This window comes from Streptomyces sp. SID13031 (assembly GCF_010548305.1).
Classification (GTDB): Bacteria; Actinomycetota; Actinomycetes; order Propionibacteriales; family Kribbellaceae; genus Kribbella.
The window spans coordinates 640,799-663,606 of record NZ_JAAGLV010000001.1 but is presented as its reverse complement, the minus strand read 5'-3'; the positions used below and the strand labels follow the sequence as shown (position 1 = coordinate 663,606).

Genomic DNA, 22,808 nt, shown 5'->3' with positions numbered 1-22,808 from the left:
GTTAATCAGGTGAGCCCGAAAGGGCAGCCCGTAGGTACCGGCCAGTGACGCTTTCGGGGAAGTCTGGGAGGAGCGCCGGGCTGGTGGCGGCGACCACGCGGCCGCCGTCGGCACCGGCACCCGGGCCCAGGTCGACGACATAGTCGGCGTTGGCGATCATGTCGAGGTCGTGCTCGATCACGATGACCGTCGCGCCCGCGTCGATGAGGCGATCGAAGACACTCAGCAGGACCCGGATGTCGGCCGGGTGCAGGCCGACGCTCGGCTCGTCGAAGATGAACAGCGTGCCCTGCTGGCGCTTCTCGAGGTCCGCGACCAGCTTGAGGCGTTGCGCCTCGCCCCCGGACAGCGCAGGTGTCGCCTCACCGAGAAGGAGGTAGCCGAGCCCGACCTCGTCGAGCGTCCGCAGCCGCGCCTGCATCTTGCGCAGGCCGGTGAACTTCGTCCGAGCCTGCTCGACGGTCAAGGTGAGAGCGGCGGCCATGCTCAAGCCATCGAGGGTCACGGCCTCCGCATCCGGGCTGTACCGGCTGCCTTCGCACAGCGGGCAAGGGATCTCCACATCGGGGAGAAACTGCACGTCCAGTGAGACCTGCCCGGTTCCATCGCACTGCGGGCAGCGCAGACTTCCCGTGTTGTACGAGAAATCGGCCGCCTTCAGCCCGCGGGCTGCCGCCTCCTCGGTACCGGCGAAGGCTCGCCGGAGTTCGTCGAGGACACCGCTGTACGTCGCCACGGTCGACCGTACGTTCCGGCCGATCGGAACGGCATCAACGATGACGGTCCGCTCGATCCCGCCGGCATCCAGCTGACGTACGTGCTTGGGTCTATTGCCTTGCGCAACCAAAGCCGCGGCGAGGCTGTCCAGTATGAGGGTGGTCTTCCCCGACCCGGACACCCCGGTCACGGCCGTGAGCCGCCGTAGCGGGAACTCGGCCTCGAGGGCCTGCAGAGTGAAGCGCGGGCCGGTCTCGATCCGGATCCGGCCGTGCCTGAAGATATCGTCCACCGGCACGCGCGGGCGGACGACCGACGGCTCCCGGCCACTGAGGAAGCCGCCGATCAGCGAGTCAGGCGTCGACTCGAGGTCCGAGACGGTGCCGGTGGCAACGATCTGGCCGCCGTGCGAACCGGCGCCCGGGCCGATCTCGATGAGCCAGTCCGCATGCCGTAGTACGCGGACGTCGTGATCGACGAGCACCACGGAGTTGCCCGTCTCGACCAGGCGGCGCGCGACGTCCATCAGCGCGTCGATGTTGCTCGGGTGCAGCCCGATGGACGGCTCGTCGAGGACGTACAGGAGACCCGTCGCGCTGCTCCGCAGGGTCCGGCTGAGCTGCACACGCTGCAACTCACCCGTCGACAGGGTGCGCGAGGCCCGGCCGAGCGACAGATAGCCGAGTCCGAGCCCGAGCAGGTGCTCAGCCGTCGTCGTGAACGCCTCCACGATCCGCGCGGCCATCAAGCTGAGCTCCGCCGGTGCGCTCGACGGCAACTTCCGGACGAAGTCAGTGGTGCGGTCGAGGCTCCAGGTCGAGATCACGTCGAGCGTGACGCCGTTCAGCCGCACCGATCGCGCCCGCTCGTTCAGCCGGGAGCCGCCGCAGGCCGGGCACTCGGCGACGTGGACGAAGCGGTCGAGCCGGGCCACCGCCTTCTCGCTCTGCGCGTTGCCGAGCGCGTCCTCGATCACCCGATTGGCGTTGCGATAGGTCGCGTTGAGCTCGAAGGCGTTGCCTTTCTTGCTCGCGACAACGACCGTCCGCTTCGTCTCCGGACCGTTGAACACGATCTCGCGTTCGGCCGGCGTCAGGTCCTCGAACGGCACGTCGGTCCGCACGTCCAGCAGGGCGACCACCTGTGGCAGAAGGCCCGCGCCGAACGATCCCCAGGACGCCACCGCACCTTCGTCGATCGTGAGCGACTCGTCCGGTACGAGCGTCTGCTGGTCGATCTGCCGCGTCTCACCGGTGCCCGCGCAGGTCTCGCAGGCGCCGTCGCTGTTGAAGGCGAACGACTCCGCCCCGGGCACGGCGAACCGCTCTCCGCAGGTAGGGCAGGTGAGATGCGCTGTCGAGGCGATCTCGAGCGTCGGCGAGACACGATGCCCATTGGGACACAGGTGCTCCCCCAGCCGCGAGTACATCAGCCGCAGCGAGTTGAGCAGCTCCGTCGCCGTGCCGAACGTGCTGCGAACCCCCGGTACTGCGGGTCGCTGGTGCAGCGCGATCGCAGCCGGTACGCCGTCCACGGCATCCACATCCGCCCGAGCAGCCTGCGACAGGCGCCGACGCGTGTATGCCGAGAGCGCCTCCAGGTACCGCCGCGAGCCCTCCGCGTAGAGCACACCGAGCGCAAGCGACGACTTCCCCGACCCGGACACCCCGGTCAACCCCACGAGCTGCCGCAGCGGCACGTCGACATCAACATTCTTCAGGTTGTGAACCCGGGCACCCCGTACCGCGACCTGCTCACCCCAATGCATACGGTCATCATAGTGACCGCTTGTCACCGCTCGGCCGCAGGAGGGGTGCCGTCGCCGAAAGGTTTGCCGCCCAGTGCCTCGCGGCCGTGCGGGGTGACCCAGCCCGACAAGTCCGGCCCCTTGGGGATGATCTGGGTCGGGTTGATGCCGGTGTGCACTACGTAGTAGTGCTCTTTGATCTGGGCGAAGTCGACGGTGTCGCCGAAGCCCGGGGTCTGGAACAGGTCCCGGGCATACGCCCACAGCACCGGCAGCTCGGTGAGCTTGTTGCGGTTGCACTTGAAGTGCCCGTGGTAGACGGCGTCGAAGCGCGCCAGCGTCGTGAACAGCCGGACGTCGGCCTCGGTGATCGTCTCGCCCACCAGGTACCGCCGGTCACGCAACCGGTCGGACACCCAGTCGAGCGTGATGAACAGGCGGTCGTACGCCGCTTCGTAGGCCTCCTGCGAGCCGGCGAAACCACAGCGGTACACACCGTTGTTGATCTCGGTATAGATGCGCTTGGCAACCTCATCGATCTCCGCTCGCAACGGCTCCGGATACAGCTGCGGCGCTCCCTCCCGGTGGTACTCCGTCCACTCGGTCGACAAGTCCAGCGTCAACTGCGCGAAGTCGTTGGTCACCACGGCACCGGTCGGTACGTCGACGATCGCCGGCACCGTGATGCCCTTCGGGTACTTCGGGTCGCGCTTGAAGTACGCGTCCTGGAGCCGCGGGATCCGCAGTACCGGGTCGAGGCCACCCGGGTCGAGGTCGAACGTCCAGCTGCGCTCGTCATGCGTCGGCCCGCAGTAGCCGATCGACAGCACGTCCTCCAGCCCGAGCAACCGCCGGACGATGATCGCCCGGTTCGCCCACGGACAGGCCCGCGCGACCACGAGCCGGTACCGCCCGGGCTCGACCGGATAGCCGTCCCGGCCGTCAGCCGTGATCCGGGTGGAGATGTAGTCGCTGTCCCGGTTGTACTCACCAGAGGTATTCGCAGAAGAAGCCACGACCCAAGGGTGCCATGATCTAGGGTTGAAAGTGATGTCACTTTCATCGGCGCTAAGGATGAAGCCATGGCTATGACGAAGTCGGACCGGACTGCCGAGGAGTTCAAGGCGGCGGCCCGGCGGGTCTTCGCCCGCCAGGGCTATGCGGCGACCAAGATCGTCGACATCACCGAGGAGGCCGGTCGGGCGACCGGTGGCATCTACCGGTACTTCCCCTCCAAGGCTGCCGTCCTGAAGGCGCTCGCCGACGAGTTCCTGCAGGCGCGGCACGACCGGGTCGCGCACGCGTCCGGCCACGAACACACGATGGCCACCGAGCAGGATGTGCGCGAGCACGTACAGGCTTATTGCCGGTCCTATCGCGAGTACCTGCCCGAGATGGTCGCGATCTTCGACGCCGCCGTCTCCGACCCCGAGTTCGCCGAGATCCACGGCCGGGTCAGGGCCAACGACGTCGCCATCTGGCGCGCCCACATCAAGGAGCTCCGGACCCAGCTCGGCAAACCGGTCGCCGAGTCCGCCGCCTTGGCCCAGATGGTGGTGGGCCTGCTGGAGAACCACTGCTACACCACGGCGCACCTGAGCGCGGCCGGATCCCGCCGCAACCTGAACACCCTCGTCGGGTTCGTCTACGGCGGGATCACGGCCTGAGCTCTACTGGGTGTAGTCGATCCAGGTCCCCGACGCCGGCTGCTGCCCGACTCCGGGCCGGCTGTAGTCGCAAACACCCGAAGGGAAGGCCTGGCGCAGCTTCGCCAGGTCTACCGGTGAGAAGACCACCCCGTACTCACGTGGGTTCGGTGCCCTCAGGGAACACTTCAGCTTCGACATCCCCACGTCCGACCCTGCCGCGATCCTCGGGTTCGCCGCCACCGGGTAGGCCGCGCCGCACTTGCCCGCAGGCGGGTAGACCAGCTTCTCCTGGATCCGTTGCGTGGCGGACAGGTAGCAGCCGTCGCTCAGAACCGCGGGCTTGTTGGCGATCACTTTCTCCTGCGCACTGCGCTGCGAGGTGTCAGCCGTGATCGCGGCCAGCCACCGATCCATGGCAGCCAGCTCGTACTGCGCGGCCGCGCCGGCCTGGGCCGGATCCAGCGACGACATGATGATCACCTGGTTCGCCGCCGTACCGTTTGCCTTGAGCAACCGATCCCGGGTGACGAAGGACTGCTCCGTCGTATGGATGTCGATGCCGAACCCGGCCCGGTCCGCGTAGGTGCGCTGGTCGATGATCGGCGTCGACCGGAGCCCCAGCCCACCGCGGGCCAGCAGATTGTCGCGATAGGCGATCCCGAGCGCCACCGGGTCCGCCACTGACCGCTGGTCGACCAGCCGGCCGGCCTCGTCCACGCCGCCGACCTTCGCGTTGAGATCCGCGAACTGAGCAGCCGAGATCACCCCCGACCGCAAAGCCTGCAGTCCGTACTGGACGCCGACATTGTCCCGAGTACTCCGCACCAACCCGGTCTCCGGATCGCGACCGAGCTGGTTGACCCACTGCTCGGACCCCATGCACCTGATGCCCGTCGGGTTCAGGACCGGATCCCAGAACGCCGTCGGCGGGATCGGCGCGCCCGGCCTCCGGTCACAGCTCCCGGTCGGCGTCATCTTGGGCCCGAAGCCCGCCTGCCACGACGTACAAGGACTGCTGCTGACGAAGCCGGTGATCGCGGTCTTCTGTACTTCGGTGAGCGAACTGGTCGCGAAGTACCGGTTGAGCGCGCTGCAGTCGGCCGCCGAGGTGAAGGCCGTGAGCATGTCCGGGAAGGACACCCCCGGGATGATGCCGTCGAGGATTCCCGGATACCCGTCCGCGATGTCGTGCTGGTTGACGCTGCCGCCCGAGCCACCCCAGCCGATCGTGTACCGCACCGGACCGTAGGTCTCGGTGAAGTGCTCCTTGACCATCATCGCGGCCTCAGCGGAGATGACGATGCTGCAGTTCGTCTCCGGCACGTTCAGCGTGGACGACGCGACCGCGTACCCCTGGGACAGGAACAGGTCGTTGACGACATTGCCCGTCTGGCTCCCCTGGTGGTACCCGGCGTTGCATCCGCCGCCGAAGGTGTAGACGAGCTTCCGGTTCCAGTTCTGCTGGGACCGTACCGGTGAGGGCTCGGTACCGTCGTACAGCGCGGCGAACTGGTAGACAGCGCGATCGATCGTGCCGGTCTCCAGCCGGACGATGTACGGCACCGAGCGCCCATCGAGAGTGGTCGTCGCGAGATCGACCGGTCGGCCGGCTGGATCCGCCAGAGGCAGGAAGGCTCCCGCCTTGGTCCGGTACAGGTAGGACACCTTCGTCGGCGCCTCGCACAACGGCTGCGACGCCGGTGCCAGCCCGAACGCGGTCGTCTCACAGTAGAACGGGACCTGCTGCGGGCCGGCGAACACCGGACCGGACAGCGGATGGGACGTCACCCGCACCGACGCGTCCCCGGCGGTGAGCACGTTCGCCCCGGTGCGCAACCCGGTCACCAGGCCGAGCAGCGACTTGTCCGGCTGAACGGCGAAGCTCGCCGTGACGTCAGTCCCGTTGAGCCGGACCTTCCCCGCCCGGCTGACCCTGACCAGCACGTCAGCACCGCTGACGTACTCGGGTTTGGTGTTCGACACGACGCTGATGGCCACCGGGGCCGACGACATCGCCGCCGACGCCGGCAGCCCGACGGCCACCAGCAAGGTGGCCAGCCCGGCCGCCCGCAGTACGGACAATAATGAATTTGACCTCATTTTCACGTACCTTAGGCAGACCCGAGTATGCGCACAATCCTCTCCAGATGGAGATACCGTGCCTGTGATCCTGTGTGCGAGAGTGACAAGGTGAGTACCGAGCGTGCTGCTGACCAGGTGGCCGAGCGGCTCACTGCGCTCGACGAGCTACTGCGTCAGCGCGACGGCCTGCTGACCGTGATGGACCGGGTGGTGGCGCTGCAGGGCACCGCGCGCCTCATCCGGGTCTCGGCGGGAGCCGACTCCGGCTTCGTCGCCGATCTGGAAGCGCCGGACCAGGCCGTCGTCCGGTGGATGTCTGGCACCCGGACCAATCAGCTGCAGAATCTCGTCGTCCCGGTCGGTCAGGGCATCGGCGGGCGGGTCCTTGCGCTGGGGACGGCCGTCCGGGTCGACGACTACATCAGCTCGGCGTCCATCACGCACCACTTCGACGCCCAGGTCCGCAACGAAGGCATCGGCGGGATGCTCGCCGTGCCGATCATCGGCGCTGACGGCCGGACGATCGCCCTCGCCTACGCGGCGATGCGGACCGCCGGGTCGTTCGGCGACACCGCCGTCGGCAAGATGCAGGAGATCGCCGATCAAGCCTCGACGGCGTTGCGGATCGCCGACGTGGCCGAGGCCGGCAAGGTCGACGCGATCGCCGCGGAACGGCTGCGGGTGCAGAGTGCCCTGCACGACTCGGTCGGCGCCTTGCTGTTCATGATCGGCGTCCAGGTGCGTGATCTCCACCAATCGGTGCAGGACAACCCCACTCTGGTCGACCGGTTGCGCCGGCTGGAGTCCGACGTCTCCGCCGCGTCGGCCGCGCTGCGGGAGTCGTTGCTGGTGATGGCCGACACCACCCCGGAGCGCGCTCTCCCGGTCGAGATCGCCGAGTACACCCGTTCGTTCGAGGCGCGGACCGGCGTACCGGCGCGCTTCGTCCAGCTCGCCACCGTGGCACCACTGGACGCCGAACGCACCGCGTTGCTGGTCGCCGTCGTCCGCGAAGGCCTGCTGAACGTCGAGAAGCACGCCGACCCACAGTCGGTGATCGTGAGCCTGGGCGCCGCCGACGACGGCGGCATCCACGTGGTCGTCGCCGACGACAGCACCGCGGAGGTCGAGAGCAGTCCGAGCAGCGGGCTCGGCGTCCGGTCGCTGGCCGAGCGGGCGATCCGATTGGGAGGCGACGTGAGCCTGGTCCGCGACGAGGACGGCGGCTGCACGCTGCGCTGCTGGTTGCCGCGATGATGTCGACCGTGTTCGTGGTGGACGATCACCCGGTCGTCCGCGACGGCGTGACCCTGCTGCTGCGATCGGACCCGACGCTGACCGTCATCGGCTCGGCCGAGTCCGGCCAGGCGGCGGTCGGCCAGATCGCCCAGCTGCGCCCCGATCTCATCCTGCTCGATCTGCGGTTACCGGACATGCTGGCCCCCGAGGTGATCTGCGAGCTGCGCAAGGTGCACCCGGCCGGCAAGATCGTCGTGTTCACCGCGCACGCCGACCACCACGGCATCACCGCCTCCCTCGACGCCGGCGCCAACGGGGCCCTGGTCAAGGATGTCGCCGGCACCGACCTGTCAGCGGCCCTGCGACAGGTACTGCGCGGCGAACGCGTCATCGACCCGCGGATCGAGCCACACCACATCGAACGCTCGGACGCCCTGGCCCGCAGTGGCCTGACCCGGCGGGAGTACGAAGTGATCCGGTACGCCGCCCAGGGCCGGACCAATCCCGAGATCGCCGAGTCCACCGGACTGACCCGCAACACGGTGAAGACCTATCTCCAGTCCGCGTTGCACAAACTGGGCGCGCGCAACCGGGTCGAGGCGATCGTCAAGGCAAGCGAGGCCGGGTTGTTATAGCCCACCTCTCCAGATGGGGGTGTGGGGCCGACGGGTCAAACTCGCAGACTGTCCGCCACCGGCGAAGCGGCCGGAGATGCGGAGGACCCGTCAGTGCTGACCATCCGGAAGCTGCGTGTGCGCTACGGCCGTTCGATGAACGCCTTGCACGGTGTCGATCTCGACGTCCCCGACGACGGTGTCCTGGCCGTCCTGGGTGCCAACGGCGCGGGAAAGTCCACCCTGCTCCGAGCCATCTCCGGAACGCTCCGGCTGCACCGCGGCCTGGTGACCGCGGGGACGATCCAGTACGGCGAGACCCGGCTCGACCGGCTCGATGCCGCCCAGATCGTCCGGCACGGCGTCGTCGGCGTACCGGAAGGGCGGCAGATCTTCGCCCGGATGACGGTGGCCGAGAACCTGCGGGCCGGTGGCATCGCGGTCAAGTCGGCCGCTGACCGAGCAGCCGCTCGCCGGCGGGTGGACGCCCTCTTTCCCTTGCTCACCGAACGCGCGAACCAGCGGGCCGGCCTGCTGTCCGGCGGGGAGCAGCAGATGCTCGCCATCGGCCGCGCGCTGATGGCCGGGCCGAAACTCCTACTGCTCGACGAACCGTCACTGGGCTTGGCACCGAAGCTGGTGGAGCGGATCGGCGAGGCCATCCGCGAGATCCACGCCCAGGGCACGGCCGTCGTCCTCGTCGAGCAGAACGCCGCGATGGCACTCGAGGTGGCCGACCAGGCCGTCGTGCTCGCAGTCGGCTCGGTCGCCCTGTCCGGAGCTGCGGCCGACGTCGCGGACGGCGTACACCAGCACTATCTCGGTGCTCCCGCGCAGGAGCACAAATCCCTGGCCAGGTGGTCTTGATGACCTCGCTGGTTGTGGATCAGGTCACCCTGCGCTTCGGTGGACTGCACGCGCTCGACGACGTCTCGTTCACCGTGGCGCCCGGTTCGCTGCATGCGCTGATCGGTCCGAACGGCGCCGGGAAGTCCAGCTGTTTCAACGTCATCAGCGGCCTGTACCGACCGGCGTCCGGCAACGTGAGGCTGGGCGAGCATGACCTGCTGCGGCTCCGTCCGCATCGAGTGGCCAGGCTCGGCGTCGGGCGGGCGTTCCAGAACACTGCCCTGTCCGCGCACTCCACCGTCCTCGACAACGTGATGCTCGGCCGGTACACGCTCACCCGTGGCGGTTTCATCGCCTGCGGGCTCCGGCTGACCCGCCGCGAGGAACGACGGCACGCCCTGCGTGCCCAGGAGATCTGCGACTTCCTCGGCATCGGAGCGACTGTCGATCAACCGCTCGGCGCCTTGCCGTACGGCGTCGCGAAGAAGGTCGACATCGCCCGCGCCCTGGCCCTGGAGCCGAAACTGCTCCTGCTCGATGAGCCGGCCGCGGGGCTGAACACCGAGGAGACGGCCGAGCTGGCCGCGACGATCGGGCAGATCCGGTCCGATCTCGGGATCGCCGTCCTGCTCGTCGAGCACGACATGGACCTGGTGATGGGGATCGCCGACCAGGTCACGGTGCTCGACTTCGGCCGGGTGATCGCCGACGGTACGCCGGCCGAAGTACAGACGAATCCCGACGTGATCAAGGCCTATCTCGGAGTGACAGCATGACGACCTTCCTGCAGTTGATGGTCAACGGCCTCGGCAAGGGCGCGGTGTTCGCGATGCTGGCCCTGGGATTCGTGGTGATCTTCAAGGCCACCGAGGTGGTCAACTTCGCGCACGGCTCACTCGTCTTGTTCGGCGGCTACCTGGTCCTGGTCACCAAGGACACTCTCGGGTGGGCCGGCGGCGCAGTCGTCGGGATCATCGGCGCCGGCGTACTGGCGCTGGCGATCGAAAGGTTGCTGCTGGCCCGTTCCCGGCTCGCCGACCCCTTCAGCCTGGCGCTGCTGACCATCGGGGTGGACGTGATCATCACCGAGGAGGTGGTCCGGCGGCTGGGCGTCTCGCTCCCGTTCATCGGTGACGCGTGGGACGCGAAACCCCTCCAGGTCGGTGGGATCACGCTGTTCCGTACCCACCTGCTGGCGCTGGTGGTCGCGACCGTGCTGATCACCGCGTTCTTCCTCGCCTCCCGCTACACCAACTGGGGAATCGCGATGCGAGCGCAGGCGGAGAACTCCGAGGCGGCTGCTCTGGTGGGCATCCGCAGCTCGCGGGTCACCGCATCGGTCTGGCTGCTGGCCGGTCTGCTGGCCGGGGTCTCGGTGCTGTTCATCGCCACCCAGGACTTCTCCGGCGCCGGGCTGTCCCGGGGTACGCACTCGATCGCGCTGGCCGCCTTCCCCGCCGCGATCATCGGCGGGCTCGACTCGACGGTCGGTGCGATCGTCGGTGGCATCACGGTCGGCCTGGTGGACGCGCTGTCCACGTACTACCTCTCGTTCGCCTTCGCCAAGAGCGCCGTCTTCCTCGTGATGCTCGTCGTCCTCGTCATCAGGCCCGCTGGGTTGTTCGGTACCAGGGAGACGACTCGTGTCTAGGCTCCTGTGGATCCCGGTCGCGATCGTGCTGCTCGCCTTGCCGCTCTACCTCGATGCGTCCTGGCTCAAGGCCGGGCAGTACATGATGATCGGAGCGGTCGGCGCGATCGGCTTGACGCTGCTCAGCGGCCAGGCCGGGCAGCTGTCCCTGGCCCATGGCTTCTTCCTGCTGGTCGGCGCAACGTCATACACGGTCTTGTCGGGGCCGACGGGCGAGCTCGTCGGGCTGGGGCTCGATCCGTTGCTGTCGCTGGTCGGCGCCGTCGTGATCAGCGCGCTGGCCGGGATGGCATTCGGCCCGGTGGCGGGCCGGCTCCGCGGGATCTATCTGGGAGTCGCGTCGCTTTCGCTGGTGTTCCTTGGCCTGTACCTGGGTCAGGCGGTCGAGAGCTTCACGGGCGGTACGTCGACCGGGCGGGCTCCGGCGACCTTCGAGCTGTTCGGGTTCTCCTTCTCCAACGAAGGCGAGCTCGTCATCGCCGGCGTACCACTGCGCGGTACCGAACGGCTCTGGTACCTGTTCCTCGCACTGCTCGCACTGGCGTACTGGCTGGCTCGTGGAGCGGTCGGAGCCCGCGTCGGCCGCTCGTGGCGGGCAGTACGCGACAACGAGGCCGCGGCCGCCGCGATGGGGGTCGACGTCCGGCGTACCAAGGCGACCGTCTTCGCCGTCTCGTCTGCGTACGCCGGCCTGGCCGGGGTGATGACCGTGCTCTGGTTCGACATCCTCAAGCCCGACGAGAACGAGTTCGGCACCTACGGCGTGAACACGTCGATCGCTTTCCTGGCGATGGTCATCATCGGCGGGCTCGGCTCGGTCACCGGCGCGGTGGTCGGCGCGCTGGTCGTCTACGGACTCCCCCAGGTCCTCACCCTGTACTCCACCGACCTCGGCTGGTTCACCGGTTCCGTCACGCCGGTGCTGGTCAGTTCATTCGTCTACGGCGCAGCGATCGTGCTCGTCGTCCTGTTCGAACCCGGCGGTCTGGCCGCGCTCGGCCGCAGAATCAAGGAGCTGAGACCATGAAGCGTCTGCTGACCGTGACACTGGCACTGGTGCTGCCACTGTCCCTCACCGCGTGCAGTACGAAGGGTGGCGCCGAGACGAACACGAGCTCGGCCGACGGCGTCCAGACGGGTGTCGGCGTGACCGGTGACCAGATCACCCTGGGGGTGATGGCCGACCTGTCCGGCGCGTTCAAGAGCCTGTCGACCGGTATCACCCACGGGAACGAGCTGTGGGCCAAGGACTTCAACGCGGCCGGCGGGGTGTGCGGCCGGCAGGTGAAACTGGAGGTCGTCGACCACGGCTACAAGGCGGACACCGCCAAGACGCTCTATCCGCAGATCGAGCCGAAGGTGCTCGGGTTCGTGCAGCTGACCGGTTCGCCGATCATGGCCGCGCTCGGCAAGAACATCGTGGCGGACAAGGTGACCACGACGCCCGCGTCCTGGTCGTCGGAGCTGCTCGGCAACCCGTACGTGATGATCGTCGGCACGACGTACGACGTGGAGATGATCGACGGTCTCAGCTACCTGCAGGAGAAGGGGATGATCAAGGACGGTGACTCGGTCGGGCACATCTACGTCGACGGCGAGTACGGCGCGAACGGGCTGCGCGGGTCGAAGTACTACGCCGAGCAGCACAAGCTGAACCTGTCCGAGGTCAAGATCACCTCCACCGACACCGACCTCACGAACGTCGTCACCGGCCTCAAGGGCAAGGGCGTCAAGGCGATCCTGCTGACCACCACGCCGAAGCAGACGGGCTCGGCCGCCGCGGCCAACAAGGCGCTCGGGCTGAACGTGCCGATCCTCGGCAACAACCCGAGCTTCGACCCGGTCCTGCTGCAGAGCCCGGCGGCGAACGCGCTGGACAAGCTCTACATCGTGGCGAGCACCGTGCCGTACTCCGCGGACATCCCCAAGGCCAAGGAGATCGCCCAGAAGTACCAGTCGGCCGGCTACAAGGAGCCTCCGAACGCCGGTGTCCCGTACGGCTACGCGGTGGCCGAGGTCTGGGGATCGGTCCTGAAGAAGGCCTGTGACAACAAGGATCTGACCCGCGACGGCATCCACAAGGCGATGCAGCAGACCACCTCGGCCGACACCGGCAACCTGGTCGCTCCCCTCGACTTCACCAAGTCCGGGTCGCCGGCGACGCGCCAGGTGTACGTCGCCCAGCCGGATGCCTCGGCGGCCGGCGGGACGAAGTACGTGCAACAGCTCTTCGAAGCCGACCTGGCGAAGAACTACAAGGCACCGCACCAGCAGTAAGTCTCAGGCAGTGATCCTCAGCGCAGGTGGCGGGTCAGCCAGCCGGCCAGGAGCTCGAGTGCGAGGACGACAGCGAAGAGGAGCAGCAGGATCATCGTGACGACCTCGTACTCGCGCGTTCGCATGGCCTGCAGAAGGTAGAGGCCGATCCCACCGCCACCGACGATACCGAGCAGCGTCGCGGCTCGGAGGTTGGCGTCCAGTTGATAGAGCATGTTGCCCACGATCGTCGGCGCCGCCTGAGGGAAGGTGGCGCCGACGTACGTCTGTGCACGGGAAGCGCCCGTACTACGCAGCGCGAGCGCCGGCCCCGGCGGAACGTGTTCGAGCGAGTCGGCGACGAGCTTGCCCAGCAACCCGGAGGCGCCCAGGGCGAGTGCGAGGGTGCCGGCAACCGGACCGGGACCGGTGATCACCACGAACACGATGGCGAGCACCAGCTCCGGCAGACCACGGACGATCAGTACGAGGGTGCGGGACACGAGGTAGACGAAGCGGTTGGGCGCGATGTTGCGCGCGGCCAACGAGCCGAGCGGGACGGCGAGGACGGAGCCGAGGAGGGTCGCGGCGAAGGCGACTTGGACGGTGGTGAGCAAGGCCTGGCCGAGGTCGGCACCCGCCGTACCGGGTGGCCAGAACAGCTTCAGCGTCTCGAACCAACCGCCGGCCGGGTCGAGGTCGAGCACACCGCTGCTCGCGACGGACCAGCCGATCAGGAGCAGGGTCGCGACGAGGAACAACCTGCGGCCCAGCGGCGATGAGCCGCCGGTGTCTTCGAGTACCGCTTTGCGGATCGCGCCGGACAAGAGTTCGGTCAGCGCGCACAGGACGAACAGAATGCAGGCCCAGGCCATCCCACGGGCGTAGTCGAGGCGACCGAAGGACAACGCCAGCTCGGTGCCGATACCGGTCGCACCGACGTAGCCGAGGATCGCGGAGATGCGCAGGTTGATGTCGAACCGGTGCAGGCCGATCGCGATGAACGCCGGCGTCACCTGCGGCAGCACGGCGGTACAGAAGACCTGCGACCGCCCGGCACCCACGGCCCGCAACGCCTGCTGGGGTTGAGGATCGGCCTGGTCGATCGCCTCCGCGTAGAGCCGGCCGACCATCCCCGCAGAGTGCAGTCCCATGGCTAGTACCGCGGGCAGCGCGCCGAGGCCGAGGAAGCGGATGAGGATCACCGCGAGGACGACGTCGGGTGCTGCTCTGGCCGCCGTCGCAGCAGCTCGTGCGATCAAGCCGACCGGCCGGCCGAAGGTGGTGGCCGCGGTCGCGAGCACGATGCCCAGTACGACGGACAACAGAGTTGCCAGCAGGACCACAGCCAGCGTCTTGCCCGTCTGCCGCAGGATCTCCGCCATCGGAGGGAAGTCCAGCGGCCAGGCCCGGCGCAGGAAGTTGCCCGCGTTCGAGAAACCGCTCAGCGTCGGCCCGGCCTCAGCGGCCAGGGCGAGGAGTGACCATGCGCCGAGCACAGCGAGAACGGCCAGGATCGTCCTCGCTGTTCGGTCCCCTCTGCTCACTCGGCCGCCGTGTAGACGAGGGCAAGCGTCGCTTCGTCGACCTCGGCCACCGGCTTGTCGGCGACCACGCGCCCATCGCGCAGGCCGATCAGTCTGGTTGCCAGGGACAGTGCCGGGGCGACTTGGTGCAGGCTGCACAGCACGGTGAGCCCGTCCTCCCGCGCGATCTCCCGGAGGAGGCCGAGCACGGTCTCGGCCGACGCCGGGTCGAGCGAGGCAACCGGCTCGTCCGCCAGCAGGATCTCCGGCCGCTGCACCAACGCCCGAGCCAGCGCCACCCGCTGCCGCTGTCCGCCCGAGAGCGTGTCGGCCCGCTGGAGCAACTGATCCCCCAGTCCGACCCGAGCGAGTTGCTCAGTCGCCTCCCGACGGATCGACCGGGGGTAAGTCGCCAGGCCAAGGCGCGGTCCGCTCAGTCTGCCCAACGCTCCGCTGCACGCGTTCTCCAGGGCCGACAACCGGCCAACGAGCTGGAACCCCTGGAAGACGAACCCGATCCGGCGCCGCAACCGGCGCAACTCGCGTTCGCCCGCCGCAGCCGGATCGATGCCCAACACGGTCACTTGCCCGGAGGTGGCCGCCTGAAGCCCGTCGACGTGCTGCAGCAGCGTCGACTTGCCGGAGCCCGACGGCCCGAGCAACACGACCACCTCGCCGCGTCGTACCTCCAGGTCGATGTCGTCGAGCGCCGGGACGGCCCGGTAGGTCTTCGTCACCGCACTGAACCGAACGACGGGCGGCTCAGCCGCCACAGAGCTTGACCTTCGTCGCCTTGCAGACCGCCCGGACCGAGTCGTAGAACGCGTCGGACACCGGCGCGAACCCCCACACCCCAGCCAGCTCCGGTATGCCGAGCGCGTCCGCGTTGCCGTTTTCGGTGACCGCCCGGGCCAGCGTCTTGCGCAGCTCGGGATCCAGCCGGGTCGACACCGCCAGCGGCCCGTTCGCGATCGGGCCCGAGGTCCAGATCTTCTTGAACCCGCCCGGCTCGATCCGGCCCTCGGCGGGCAGCGCGTGGTCGAACAGCCGGTCCTGGACGGCACCGGCGTCGCAGTCGCCGTCGCGGACGCCCAGTACGGTGGCGTCGTGCCCGCCGGCGTACCGGGCGATGTACCCGTCGGCACCGATGCCGCTGGCGAGCAGGGCGGCGGCCGGGTAGAGGTAGCCGGAGGTCGAGTTCGGGTCGACGAAGCAGATCCGCTTGCCGCGCAGGTCCGCCAGCGTGCGGAGCGGCGAGTCGGCCTTGGTCACCAGGTACGAGCGGTACTCCGGTTTGGCGCCCTTGCTGACGATCTCGACGCCGAGCGGTTCGATGCCGGCGCCGCTGTCGTGTGCGAGCACGTAGGACAGCGGGCCGTAGATCGCCAGCTGGATCGTCCCGGCGCGTTGCCCCTCGATCAGGGCTGCGTAGTCGGTCAGCACGGTCAGCTCGACCGGCCGGCCGCTCTCCCGTTCGAGCATTGCGGCGAACGGCTTCCAGTCGTCGGCCACCGAGCTGGAGTTCTCGTACGGGATCACCCCCAGCACGAGCTTGTCCGGATCGCCGGATCCGGTACCACCACCGCAGCCGGCGACGGCGACCAGCGCCGCCGCGACCAGCAGCGCCCAGCAGGCGCGCGCTCGCCCGAACACCATCATCACTCCCCCAGGTACGGCCCTGAGCAGAGAGTAGCCGCCGGTCGCCGCCCGGCCACGTGCTCGACGGCGAATTCATCCGCCGCTCACCTGGTCTCCATGACCGATACCCGTCATTCCCGGGCCATCGGCCGCAGCTTAATAGGACGGATATTCATCGGCGGATTCCGCTGCTATATTTCTTCGAGCAGCATTCTTCTGCCGTCCAGGAGGTTCGAGTGAGTGAATCCACGCAATGGCTCGACACCGGCAAGCCGACCTCGGCCCGGATCTACGACTATATGCTCGGCGGAACGCAGAACTCCGCCGATGACCGGGCGGTCGGCGACCGCCTCAACGCGGTCGCCCCGTTTCGCCGGATGGCGTTGCTGAACCGGGAGTTCCTGGTCAAGGCAGTGCGGTATCTGGTGACGTCGGGGGTGACCCAGTTCCTCGACATCGGCTCCGGCATTCCCACCGCTGGGAGCGTGCACGAGACCGCCCGCGCGCTCGATCCGGGCTGCCGGGTGGTCTACGTCGACAACGACCCGACTGCCGTCGAGCACAGCCTGCGGCTCCTCGACGGAACCACCGGAATCGGCGTCGTCGAGGCCGATCTCCGGGCCCCGGAAAGCATTCTCGACCATCCGGGCACCCGCGCGGTGCTGGATTTCGAGAAACCCATCGGATTGCTCTTTCTGGGCGTTGTTCAATATCTCCCGGACGGCAATGATCCGGCCGGATTGATCAACCGCTATTTGACCGCTCTGAGTACCGGCAGCCACCTTGCCCTGACTCATTTCACGGCCGACAATTTCGAGACCGAGATGGCCGCCGCGGTCGAGTTCTTCGCCGGTACCGCCGCCCCGATGTTTCCCCGCGACGCGACCGCCGTGACCGCGCTGTTCGGCGGGCTCGAACTGGTCGACCCCGGCGTGGTCTTCACCGCCCGCTGGCGACCCGAGCCCGGTGGCGTCGGCGCCGACGATCCCGATCGGTCCGGCCACTACGCGGGGATCGGCCGCAAACCCTGATCATCGGTTGCTGCCAAGGCCTGCCGCAGTTGATCGCCGGGCGGCCTTGGCAGCAACCGTCAGTGGGCCCGGACGACCATGTCGAGCCGATCCGGATGCAGAGTCGTCGCCGCGACGGGAGTGACCCGGTGGCCGTCGACGCCGATCAGCCGCCAGCGCGACAGCAGCCCGGCGGCCACGATCATCGCCTCCGACAAGGCGAAGGCACCGCCGATACACGTCCGAGCCCCTTCGCCGAACGGCAGATAGGCATCCCGCGGGATCGCCGCAGCCCGGTCGGCCGACCAGCGGTCCGGGTCGAACCGGTCCGGCTCGGCGAAGGAGGCCGGATCACGATGCAGCGCGTAGGGACTGTAGAACACGTTGGTACCGGCCGGGATCCGGTAGCCGGCGATGACCAGATCCTGTTGCGGAATCCGCGGGAACAACCAACCCGGCGGGTACATCCGCAGCGCCTCGTGCGTCACCTGCCGCAGGTAGCCGAGCCGCTGGACGTCGGCGTACCCGACCGGTCGTTTGCCGACCACCTCGTCCAGCTCGGCGTGTACCCGGGAAGCCACCTCGGGGTGGCGATCCAGCAGGTGGAAGATCCAGCCGAACGCCGCCGCCGACGCTTCGGTGCCGACGAAGAACATCGTCATCACCTCGTCGTGCACCTGCGCGTGGGTCAGCGGCTCCTGGGTCTCCTCGTCCCGGGCGGCGAGCAGCGCCGCGAGCATGCCGGTCTCGCTGGGGTCGCGCCGGCACTCCTCGATGATGTCGTCGACCAACCCGTGCAATCGCCGATTGGCCGCGGCGAAGCGCTGGTTGTCCGGTGTCGGCAGAGCGAACAGCAGCTCAGTCGGCGCGTAGGCGCGTTTGGCGACGCCCTTGAAGACGACTGGCAGATCCTGGGCCGCGCGGGCGACCGCGGCGACTCCGCCGCCGGGAAAGAGGCTGCGGACGACGATGGCCGCCGCCATCTCGTGCAGGTGCTCGTCCAGCCGGATCTGCTGGCCGTCTGACCAGGAGTCAGCCTTCTCCGCGGTCACCGCGGCGGCGACCTCGCCGTACCCGGCCGCCTGCTGCTGGCTGAACAGCGGGGTGAGCAGTCTTCGCCGTCGGCGGTGCGGCGGGCCGTAGATGCTGCCGATCCCGTCGCCGCCAAGGATCTTGAGCTTCTCGAACAGGACACCGTTGGCCGTCACCTGGCTGTGGTTGACCAGCAAGTCCCGAACGCCAGCCGGCGAGGTGACGAGATAGGCGGGCTTGGGGCCCAACCGCAGCTCGACCACCTCGCCGTGCTCGCGGGCTCCGGCGATGAAGTCCAACGCTTCGCGCCGCATCGCCAGGCCGTGCCCGATCAAGGGCAAAGCACCCGGCAGGCGCCGGGGGGCGGTCGGCACCTGCGGGCGCGTGGTCGTCATTCCGGCACCGGCCAGGCCGCGTAGTCGCGCAGGCCGTAGAGCAGCGGCCGGCGTTCCTCCGGATGGCTGCCGACCTGCCGGACCTCGCCGAACACGACGGCATGATCGCCGACGAACGCGGTCTGCCCGACCCGGCAATGACCGACCACGTGCGCGTCCTCGACGAGATGCGGTCCCCCGTACCCCGGTTCGTGCCGCCAGCGGACCTGGTCGAAGCGATCGGACTGCCCCGAGGCGAACAGCTCCGCCTTGGACCGGGAGCCCTCGTGCAGCAGGTTCACCGCGAACGAACCGCGGGCCAGTACTGCGGCCAGCGTCGGGCTCTCCCTGCGCAGGCAGACGATCAGGGTCGGCGGCGAGACGGAGACACTGCACACCGACGAGCACGTCATCCCGATCGGCGCCCCGCCGTTGCCGATCGCTGTCACGATCGATACCCCGGTGGGGAAGTTCGCCATCATCATCCGGAAGTCCGTTGGCGAGACAGCCGCGGTGACTCCTTGGTCTGCATAGGTGGTGAGTTCGAGAGACATCAGGTACTCCCTAGTGTCCAGTTGGCGAGGTGGCTGGAAAGGGCTGTCAGCAAGGAGGTGCGGTCGTCACGCAGGAAGAAATGGCCTTGGCCGAGCTCGAGCTGGTCGAGGCCGACGGCGGTGTACTGCTGCCACTGCGCGAGGTCCGTCGCGGTGGCGTCGGCGTCGCCCGCGCCGCCGATCGCCAGCACCGGACAGGGCAGCGGCTCTGGCGCCGTGGACGGATACTCGCGCCGGATTCGCAGGGTCACCCGGAGGTCTTCCGCCAGCCAGCGAGCGAACCGGGCATCCGAAAGCAGGCCCGCCTCGGTGCCGTTGGCAGCGGCGGCCCAGGCGAGCAAGGTCTCGTCGTCATCGGACGTGACGGGCAATCGAGTGGCTTGCAGGTGCGGTACGACGCTGGAGGCGGCGACCACCCCGGCCAGTGCTACCTGACCGGCGAGCCGCCGCGCGACCTCGTAGGCGATCAGCGCGCCGAAACTGTGCCCGAAGAACGCCCAGGGGGTGCCGTCGTCCTCCAGCCGCAGCTCAGCGGCCAGCGGATCGGCCAACTCGGCCATGCTCGCCGCCGGGGCCTCCCGGATCCGCCGTTCGCGCCCGGGCAACTGAGCGGCCCAAACCTCAACAGTAGAAGGCAATCCGGCCTGCCAGGTCGCGAACTCGGTCGACCCGGTACCAGCACCGCCGAAGCACACGAGCCGGACCCGGGTCGCCTCACTTCGCGCGAGCCGCGGGAACCACAGACTCCGGACGGCGGTCATGCCGCGAACCTGAGCAGCTCGACGACCTCGGCCAGCTCGCCGATCGTCGGGTGCTCGAACACGTCGACCGGGCTCAGCTGGACGCCGAGCTCCGCCTCGATCCGGCGGATCAGCTTGGCGACCAGGATCGACGTCAGCCCGAGCAGGAACAGGTCCTCGTCGTACTGATCAACCCCGATCTCTCCCAGCTCCAACAGGTTGCCCACAGCAACAGCCATCGCAACCTGCACCGGCCGCCCCTGCCCGCCTGCCGCATCCTGACCCGCCGCGCTGCCCAAGGTGAGCTGATCGCCCTGCTTGACCGACGCAATGTCCGGCAACGCCTGAAGATCCACCTTCCCCCACGCGGTCCGCGGTAGTTCGTCGAGTACGACGTACCGAGAGGGCACCAGGTAAGCGGGCAACCGCTCAACAAGCCACTCCCGCAACTCCGCCGGCGCCACAGCCTCACCCACCGACACGACGTACGCGACCAACCGCTGATCCCGCGCGACAACAGCGCAGTCATGCACCCCTGGATGACCATGCAACATCGCCCGCACCTCCCCCGGCTCGACCCGGAACCCGCCCAGCTGCACCTGCGCATCGCGCCGCCCGGCGAAGTACAGCAGTCCGTTCTCGTCAGCCTCCGCAAAGTCGCCGGTCCGGTACATCCGGGCACCGTCCACCTCGACAAACCGTTCGGCGGTGAGCTCAGGCTGGTTCAGATAAGCAGCCGCAACCCCGGCACCACCGAGATACAACTCGCCAGCCGAGCCCGCCGCGACCGGCCGCCGCTCCGCATCCAGCAGCAGCACAGTGTTGTGCGCGATCGGCCGCCCGATCGGCACCCGCTCGACATCCGGCGAGATGACCACAAAGGTGCTCGCGATCGTCGCCTCAGTCACGCCATAGCTGTTGATCAGCCGCCGCCCATCAGCCCACCGGCGCGCCAGCTCAGGCGCGAGGTCCTCCCCCGCACTGATCACCACGCGCAGCGCCGGCAGCCGCAGCGGATCGAGATCCCCGAGCCGGGTCGGCGTACCGACCAGAACGCTGACCTCGTGCTCGCGCAGGAACTTCGTCAGCTCGACAGCACCCTGCCGCTCGTCCGGTCCGGGGATGTGCAGGCTGCCACCGATCGCGAGCGCCGCCATCAACTCGAAGACGACACCCTCGACGTGGTACGGCGCCAGCATCGCCACCCGGTCGGTGTCGGCGATCCCGAACCCCTCGATCGCCATCTCGACGATCGGCGGCAGCGACCTGTGCCGGCACAGCACGCCCTTCGGCGTACCGGTCGAGCCGGACGTGTAGACGACGTAGGCCAGGTCGTCGACCACAGTCGGGTCCTGTTCGCTCACCACGTCGACCGTCGCCTCGTTGCCGACAGCACCCATCCGGAACCGGACGCCGGCGTCGGTCAGCAGTTCCTGGCGGCGCAACTCCGGCTGCATCGGATCGAACAGCAGGAACGCCGCGCCGGCCCGCCAGACGGCCAGCGCCAGGCATACGCCCAAGGTCGACCGGGGCGCGTCGACCGCGACGATCTCACCGGGCTCGACACCTTGGGCTACGAGGTCCTCGGCCAGGACGGCGGTCAGGTCGCCGACCTGCTGATAGGTCAGGTCGCCGTCGGGACCGCTGAGGCACAACCGGTCCGGGGTCCGGCGGATCCGGTCCTCGATCAGCGCGGGAATCAGGCTGGTCATGCTGCCCCCTTCGAAGAGCGGCCGAGCAGGTGGTGGACCGCCTGCCCGACGCGGTGGGTGATCGCGGTCAGAACTGTCGTCTCGACGTACAGCTCACCGATGGCGAGCTCGCCGAGCACGTACAGGCCGGGACTGGGCATCCCAGTGCCGTCCAGCGCCGTGGCAGTTTCGGCGTCGAGTCGCAGCCCGCCGAGTGGATGGGTGTCAGCGAGCTCACCGGCCAGCAAGCTGCCGATCAGCTCGGCGGCGCGGCCGGGCAGCGGTACGGGGTTGGGACGGATGGTGTTGACGACGTACGACGTCTCGAAGTCACCTTGGCCGGTGCTGACCGTGTAGCCGTTGTGGTGCGCATGAATCCCGGTCAGGCCGGCCGACACCCGCAGCAGGCCGTCGTCGAGCAGGCCGACCAGTCGTCTCGCCGTCCTGGCGGGCATCGGTGCGCAGAGCGTGGCGACCAGACCATGCCAGTCTCGCAGGAAGACCGCTCGGGTCTCGTCGCCGAAAAGCCGCCAGGCCTGGTGCTCCAGCAGGTGTCCGGCCACCGCCAGGAACACCGGCAGCGCCGGTGCGCCTGCAAGCACCTGGCCGTACTGCCGTCGCAATCTGGCAGCTGGGTCCTCGCCTGACTGGAACTCCTGCCAGAGTTCGGTCATCGGGATCTTCTGTGCCCGGAACTCGCCGCTGACCATCCGGTAGAGGTCGAGCAGGGACAGTTCTTTGGTCACCTCCGCGCCGGTGCTGCGAAGGACAGGCTTCGTGCGGGTGTCCCGGACACCGGGGAGGTATCCGCTGCGCGAGACCATCCGCAGCCGGCCGCGATGCCCACGCTGGATCAGCTCCAGTACTGCATCCACTGCCGACAACCCGGTACCGAGCACTGTCACCGAGGCTTCCGGCGAGAGGCTCGGCATCGTGTCGAGCGGGTACGGGTCGGCCACGAAGCCCGGCGTACCGGCCAGCTCGTAGACGTCCGATGGCGTGGCCGCACCGACACAGAGGAAGACCGCGTCGAAGGTGAACGCCGCCTGGCCGGTTCGGACCACGTACGACCCATCGACTCGCGCGATCGCCACCACATACTCGCCGATGAGGGTGGCGCCGAGCCGATCAGCTGCGTCGGTGAAGAGTTCGGTGAGATAGCGGCCGTACAGCTCGCGGGACACGAACTCGGGGTGGTCCGCGGGGAGCCAGTCCTGGAAGTGTCCCGGCTGGTCGGGCCGCAGCGACATCTTCGGTGCGGTCAGGTTCACCAACGCAGCTCCACTGCCCGGGCGATAAGCGCGCCCCGGACCGAAGTAGCGGTCACCCTCGAAGACGGTCACCGCCGCTCCGTCCGGCAACAGCCGGGCCAGCGTGTCGAGCACACTGGTCCCGGTCGCCCCGGCCCCTACGATCCCGATCCGCATTGGCTCCGCCTT

At 68.5% G+C, this 22,808-nt stretch carries 20 protein-coding genes; 9 read left to right on the top strand and 11 right to left on the bottom strand.

From position 1 onward, the window contains the following. Position 1: 1 nt before the first annotated feature. On the bottom strand, positions 2 to 2,485 hold the full coding sequence (locus G3I17_RS02935; RefSeq protein WP_164593626.1) for an excinuclease ABC subunit UvrA: 2,484 nt from the start codon (positions 2,483 to 2,485) through the stop codon (positions 2 to 4). 23 nt (positions 2,486 to 2,508) lie between these two features. Then, positions 2,509 to 3,480 carry a glutathione S-transferase C-terminal domain-containing protein gene (locus G3I17_RS02930; RefSeq protein ID WP_164593624.1) on the bottom strand — a complete coding sequence of 324 codons (972 nt, stop codon included), beginning with the start codon at positions 3,478 to 3,480 and terminating at the stop codon, positions 2,509 to 2,511. 66 nt (positions 3,481 to 3,546) lie between these two features. Here G3I17_RS02930 and G3I17_RS02925 point away from each other — a divergent pair, with 66 nt between their 5' ends. After that, positions 3,547 to 4,131, top strand: a complete 585-nt coding sequence (locus G3I17_RS02925) for a TetR/AcrR family transcriptional regulator (RefSeq protein ID WP_164593623.1) — start codon at positions 3,547 to 3,549, stop codon at positions 4,129 to 4,131. A 3-nt stretch (positions 4,132 to 4,134) separates the two neighbouring features. Here the strand turns inward: G3I17_RS02925 and G3I17_RS02920 are convergent, their stop codons facing one another. Then, positions 4,135 to 6,213: a DUF6351 family protein gene (locus tag G3I17_RS02920; RefSeq protein WP_164593621.1), complete on the bottom strand. Its 2,079-nt coding sequence runs from the start codon at positions 6,211 to 6,213 to the stop codon at positions 4,135 to 4,137. Positions 6,214 to 6,303: 90 nt separating this feature from the next. Here G3I17_RS02920 and G3I17_RS02915 point away from each other — a divergent pair, with 90 nt between their 5' ends. The 7 genes from G3I17_RS02915 to G3I17_RS02885 all read left to right on the top strand — a co-directional run bounded on the left by G3I17_RS02915 (position 6,304) and on the right by G3I17_RS02885 (position 12,825). Beyond that, on the top strand, positions 6,304 to 7,452 hold the full coding sequence (locus G3I17_RS02915) for a GAF domain-containing protein (protein WP_203589631.1): 1,149 nt from the start codon (positions 6,304 to 6,306) through the stop codon (positions 7,450 to 7,452). Next, positions 7,449 to 8,069, top strand: coding sequence for a response regulator transcription factor (locus G3I17_RS02910; RefSeq protein ID WP_164593616.1), 621 nt, complete (start codon positions 7,449 to 7,451; stop codon positions 8,067 to 8,069). Before G3I17_RS02915 ends, G3I17_RS02910 begins: the two co-directional genes overlap by 4 nt. Positions 8,070 to 8,204: 135 nt before the next feature. After that, positions 8,205 to 8,915, top strand: a complete 711-nt coding sequence (locus G3I17_RS02905) for an ABC transporter ATP-binding protein (RefSeq protein WP_203589721.1) — start codon at positions 8,205 to 8,207, stop codon at positions 8,913 to 8,915. Continuing rightward, positions 8,915 to 9,673: an ABC transporter ATP-binding protein gene (locus tag G3I17_RS02900; protein WP_164593612.1), complete on the top strand. Its 759-nt coding sequence runs from the start codon at positions 8,915 to 8,917 to the stop codon at positions 9,671 to 9,673. The genes G3I17_RS02905 and G3I17_RS02900 overlap by 1 nt, the downstream gene beginning before the upstream one ends. After that, positions 9,670 to 10,548 (top strand): branched-chain amino acid ABC transporter permease, encoded by an 879-nt coding sequence (locus tag G3I17_RS02895; RefSeq protein WP_164593610.1) that lies wholly within the window; start codon positions 9,670 to 9,672, stop codon positions 10,546 to 10,548. The genes G3I17_RS02900 and G3I17_RS02895 overlap by 4 nt, the downstream gene beginning before the upstream one ends. Next, on the top strand, positions 10,541 to 11,575 hold the full coding sequence (locus G3I17_RS02890) for a branched-chain amino acid ABC transporter permease (RefSeq protein ID WP_203589630.1): 1,035 nt from the start codon (positions 10,541 to 10,543) through the stop codon (positions 11,573 to 11,575). The genes G3I17_RS02895 and G3I17_RS02890 overlap by 8 nt, the downstream gene beginning before the upstream one ends. After that, on the top strand, positions 11,572 to 12,825 hold the full coding sequence (locus G3I17_RS02885; protein ID WP_164593608.1) for an ABC transporter substrate-binding protein: 1,254 nt from the start codon (positions 11,572 to 11,574) through the stop codon (positions 12,823 to 12,825). The genes G3I17_RS02890 and G3I17_RS02885 overlap by 4 nt, the downstream gene beginning before the upstream one ends. A gap of 17 nt (positions 12,826 to 12,842) precedes the next feature. Here G3I17_RS02885 and phnE read toward each other — a convergent pair whose 3' ends face one another. Genes phnE through G3I17_RS02870 form a run of 3 tightly spaced genes read right to left on the bottom strand, consistent with a single transcriptional unit; the run spans position 12,843 to position 15,986 of the window. After that, positions 12,843 to 14,351 (bottom strand): phosphonate ABC transporter, permease protein PhnE, encoded by a 1,509-nt coding sequence (gene phnE / locus G3I17_RS02880; protein WP_343238189.1) that lies wholly within the window; start codon positions 14,349 to 14,351, stop codon positions 12,843 to 12,845. Beyond that, positions 14,348 to 15,067: an ATP-binding cassette domain-containing protein gene (locus tag G3I17_RS02875; RefSeq protein WP_164593606.1), complete on the bottom strand. Its 720-nt coding sequence runs from the start codon at positions 15,065 to 15,067 to the stop codon at positions 14,348 to 14,350. Before G3I17_RS02875 ends, phnE begins: the two co-directional genes overlap by 4 nt. 25 nt (positions 15,068 to 15,092) lie before the next feature. After that, positions 15,093 to 15,986, bottom strand: a complete 894-nt coding sequence (locus G3I17_RS02870) for a phosphate/phosphite/phosphonate ABC transporter substrate-binding protein (protein ID WP_164593604.1) — start codon at positions 15,984 to 15,986, stop codon at positions 15,093 to 15,095. A gap of 59 nt (positions 15,987 to 16,045) precedes the next feature. Here G3I17_RS02870 and G3I17_RS02865 point away from each other — a divergent pair, with 59 nt between their 5' ends. Further along, positions 16,046 to 16,999: an SAM-dependent methyltransferase gene (locus G3I17_RS02865; RefSeq protein WP_203589629.1), complete on the top strand. Its 954-nt coding sequence runs from the start codon at positions 16,046 to 16,048 to the stop codon at positions 16,997 to 16,999. A 59-nt stretch (positions 17,000 to 17,058) separates the two neighbouring features. Here G3I17_RS02865 and G3I17_RS02860 read toward each other — a convergent pair whose 3' ends face one another. Genes G3I17_RS02860 through G3I17_RS02840 form a run of 5 tightly spaced genes read right to left on the bottom strand, consistent with a single transcriptional unit; the run spans position 17,059 to position 22,796 of the window. Continuing rightward, positions 17,059 to 18,405 carry a cytochrome P450 gene (locus G3I17_RS02860; protein WP_164593602.1) on the bottom strand — a complete coding sequence of 449 codons (1,347 nt, stop codon included), beginning with the start codon at positions 18,403 to 18,405 and terminating at the stop codon, positions 17,059 to 17,061. Further along, positions 18,402 to 18,938 carry a flavin reductase family protein gene (locus G3I17_RS02855; RefSeq protein WP_164593599.1) on the bottom strand — a complete coding sequence of 179 codons (537 nt, stop codon included), beginning with the start codon at positions 18,936 to 18,938 and terminating at the stop codon, positions 18,402 to 18,404. Before G3I17_RS02855 ends, G3I17_RS02860 begins: the two co-directional genes overlap by 4 nt. Further along, positions 18,938 to 19,699 (bottom strand): alpha/beta fold hydrolase, encoded by a 762-nt coding sequence (locus tag G3I17_RS02850; RefSeq protein WP_164593597.1) that lies wholly within the window; start codon positions 19,697 to 19,699, stop codon positions 18,938 to 18,940. The genes G3I17_RS02855 and G3I17_RS02850 overlap by 1 nt, the downstream gene beginning before the upstream one ends. After that, positions 19,696 to 21,390 carry a non-ribosomal peptide synthetase gene (locus G3I17_RS02845; RefSeq protein WP_164593595.1) on the bottom strand — a complete coding sequence of 565 codons (1,695 nt, stop codon included), beginning with the start codon at positions 21,388 to 21,390 and terminating at the stop codon, positions 19,696 to 19,698. Before G3I17_RS02845 ends, G3I17_RS02850 begins: the two co-directional genes overlap by 4 nt. Beyond that, the gene (locus G3I17_RS02840) at positions 21,387 to 22,796 is read right to left on the bottom strand and encodes an FAD/NAD(P)-binding protein (protein ID WP_164593594.1); all 1,410 of its coding nucleotides are present in this window, start codon (positions 22,794 to 22,796) and stop codon (positions 21,387 to 21,389) included. Before G3I17_RS02840 ends, G3I17_RS02845 begins: the two co-directional genes overlap by 4 nt. Positions 22,797 to 22,808: the final 12 nt, after the last annotated feature.

Excerpts from the sequence above, each read along its gene's own strand:
- G3I17_RS02920 (WP_164593621.1), bottom strand. The coding sequence starts at position 6,213 with ATGAGGTCAAATTCATTATTGTCCGTACTGCGGGCGGCCGGGCTGGCC.
- G3I17_RS02845 (WP_164593595.1), bottom strand. The coding sequence starts at position 21,390 with ATGACCAGCCTGATTCCCGCGCTGATCGAGGACCGGATCCGCCGGACC.
- G3I17_RS02840 (WP_164593594.1), bottom strand. The coding sequence starts at position 22,796 with ATGCGGATCGGGATCGTAGGGGCCGGGGCGACCGGGACCAGTGTGCTC.
- G3I17_RS02860 (WP_164593602.1), bottom strand. The coding sequence starts at position 18,405 with ATGACGACCACGCGCCCGCAGGTGCCGACCGCCCCCCGGCGCCTGCCG.
- G3I17_RS02885 (WP_164593608.1), top strand. The coding sequence starts at position 11,572 with ATGAAGCGTCTGCTGACCGTGACACTGGCACTGGTGCTGCCACTGTCC.
- G3I17_RS02905 (WP_203589721.1), top strand. The coding sequence starts at position 8,205 with ATGAACGCCTTGCACGGTGTCGATCTCGACGTCCCCGACGACGGTGTC.
- G3I17_RS02855 (WP_164593599.1), bottom strand. The coding sequence starts at position 18,938 with ATGTCTCTCGAACTCACCACCTATGCAGACCAAGGAGTCACCGCGGCT.
- G3I17_RS02850 (WP_164593597.1), bottom strand. The coding sequence starts at position 19,699 with ATGACCGCCGTCCGGAGTCTGTGGTTCCCGCGGCTCGCGCGAAGTGAG.
- G3I17_RS02900 (WP_164593612.1), top strand. The coding sequence starts at position 8,915 with ATGACCTCGCTGGTTGTGGATCAGGTCACCCTGCGCTTCGGTGGACTG.
- G3I17_RS02935 (WP_164593626.1), bottom strand. The coding sequence starts at position 2,485 with ATGCATTGGGGTGAGCAGGTCGCGGTACGGGGTGCCCGGGTTCACAAC.
- G3I17_RS02870 (WP_164593604.1), bottom strand. The coding sequence starts at position 15,986 with ATGGTGTTCGGGCGAGCGCGCGCCTGCTGGGCGCTGCTGGTCGCGGCG.
- G3I17_RS02895 (WP_164593610.1), top strand. The coding sequence starts at position 9,670 with ATGACGACCTTCCTGCAGTTGATGGTCAACGGCCTCGGCAAGGGCGCG.
- G3I17_RS02910 (WP_164593616.1), top strand. The coding sequence starts at position 7,449 with ATGATGTCGACCGTGTTCGTGGTGGACGATCACCCGGTCGTCCGCGAC.
- G3I17_RS02925 (WP_164593623.1), top strand. The coding sequence starts at position 3,547 with ATGGCTATGACGAAGTCGGACCGGACTGCCGAGGAGTTCAAGGCGGCG.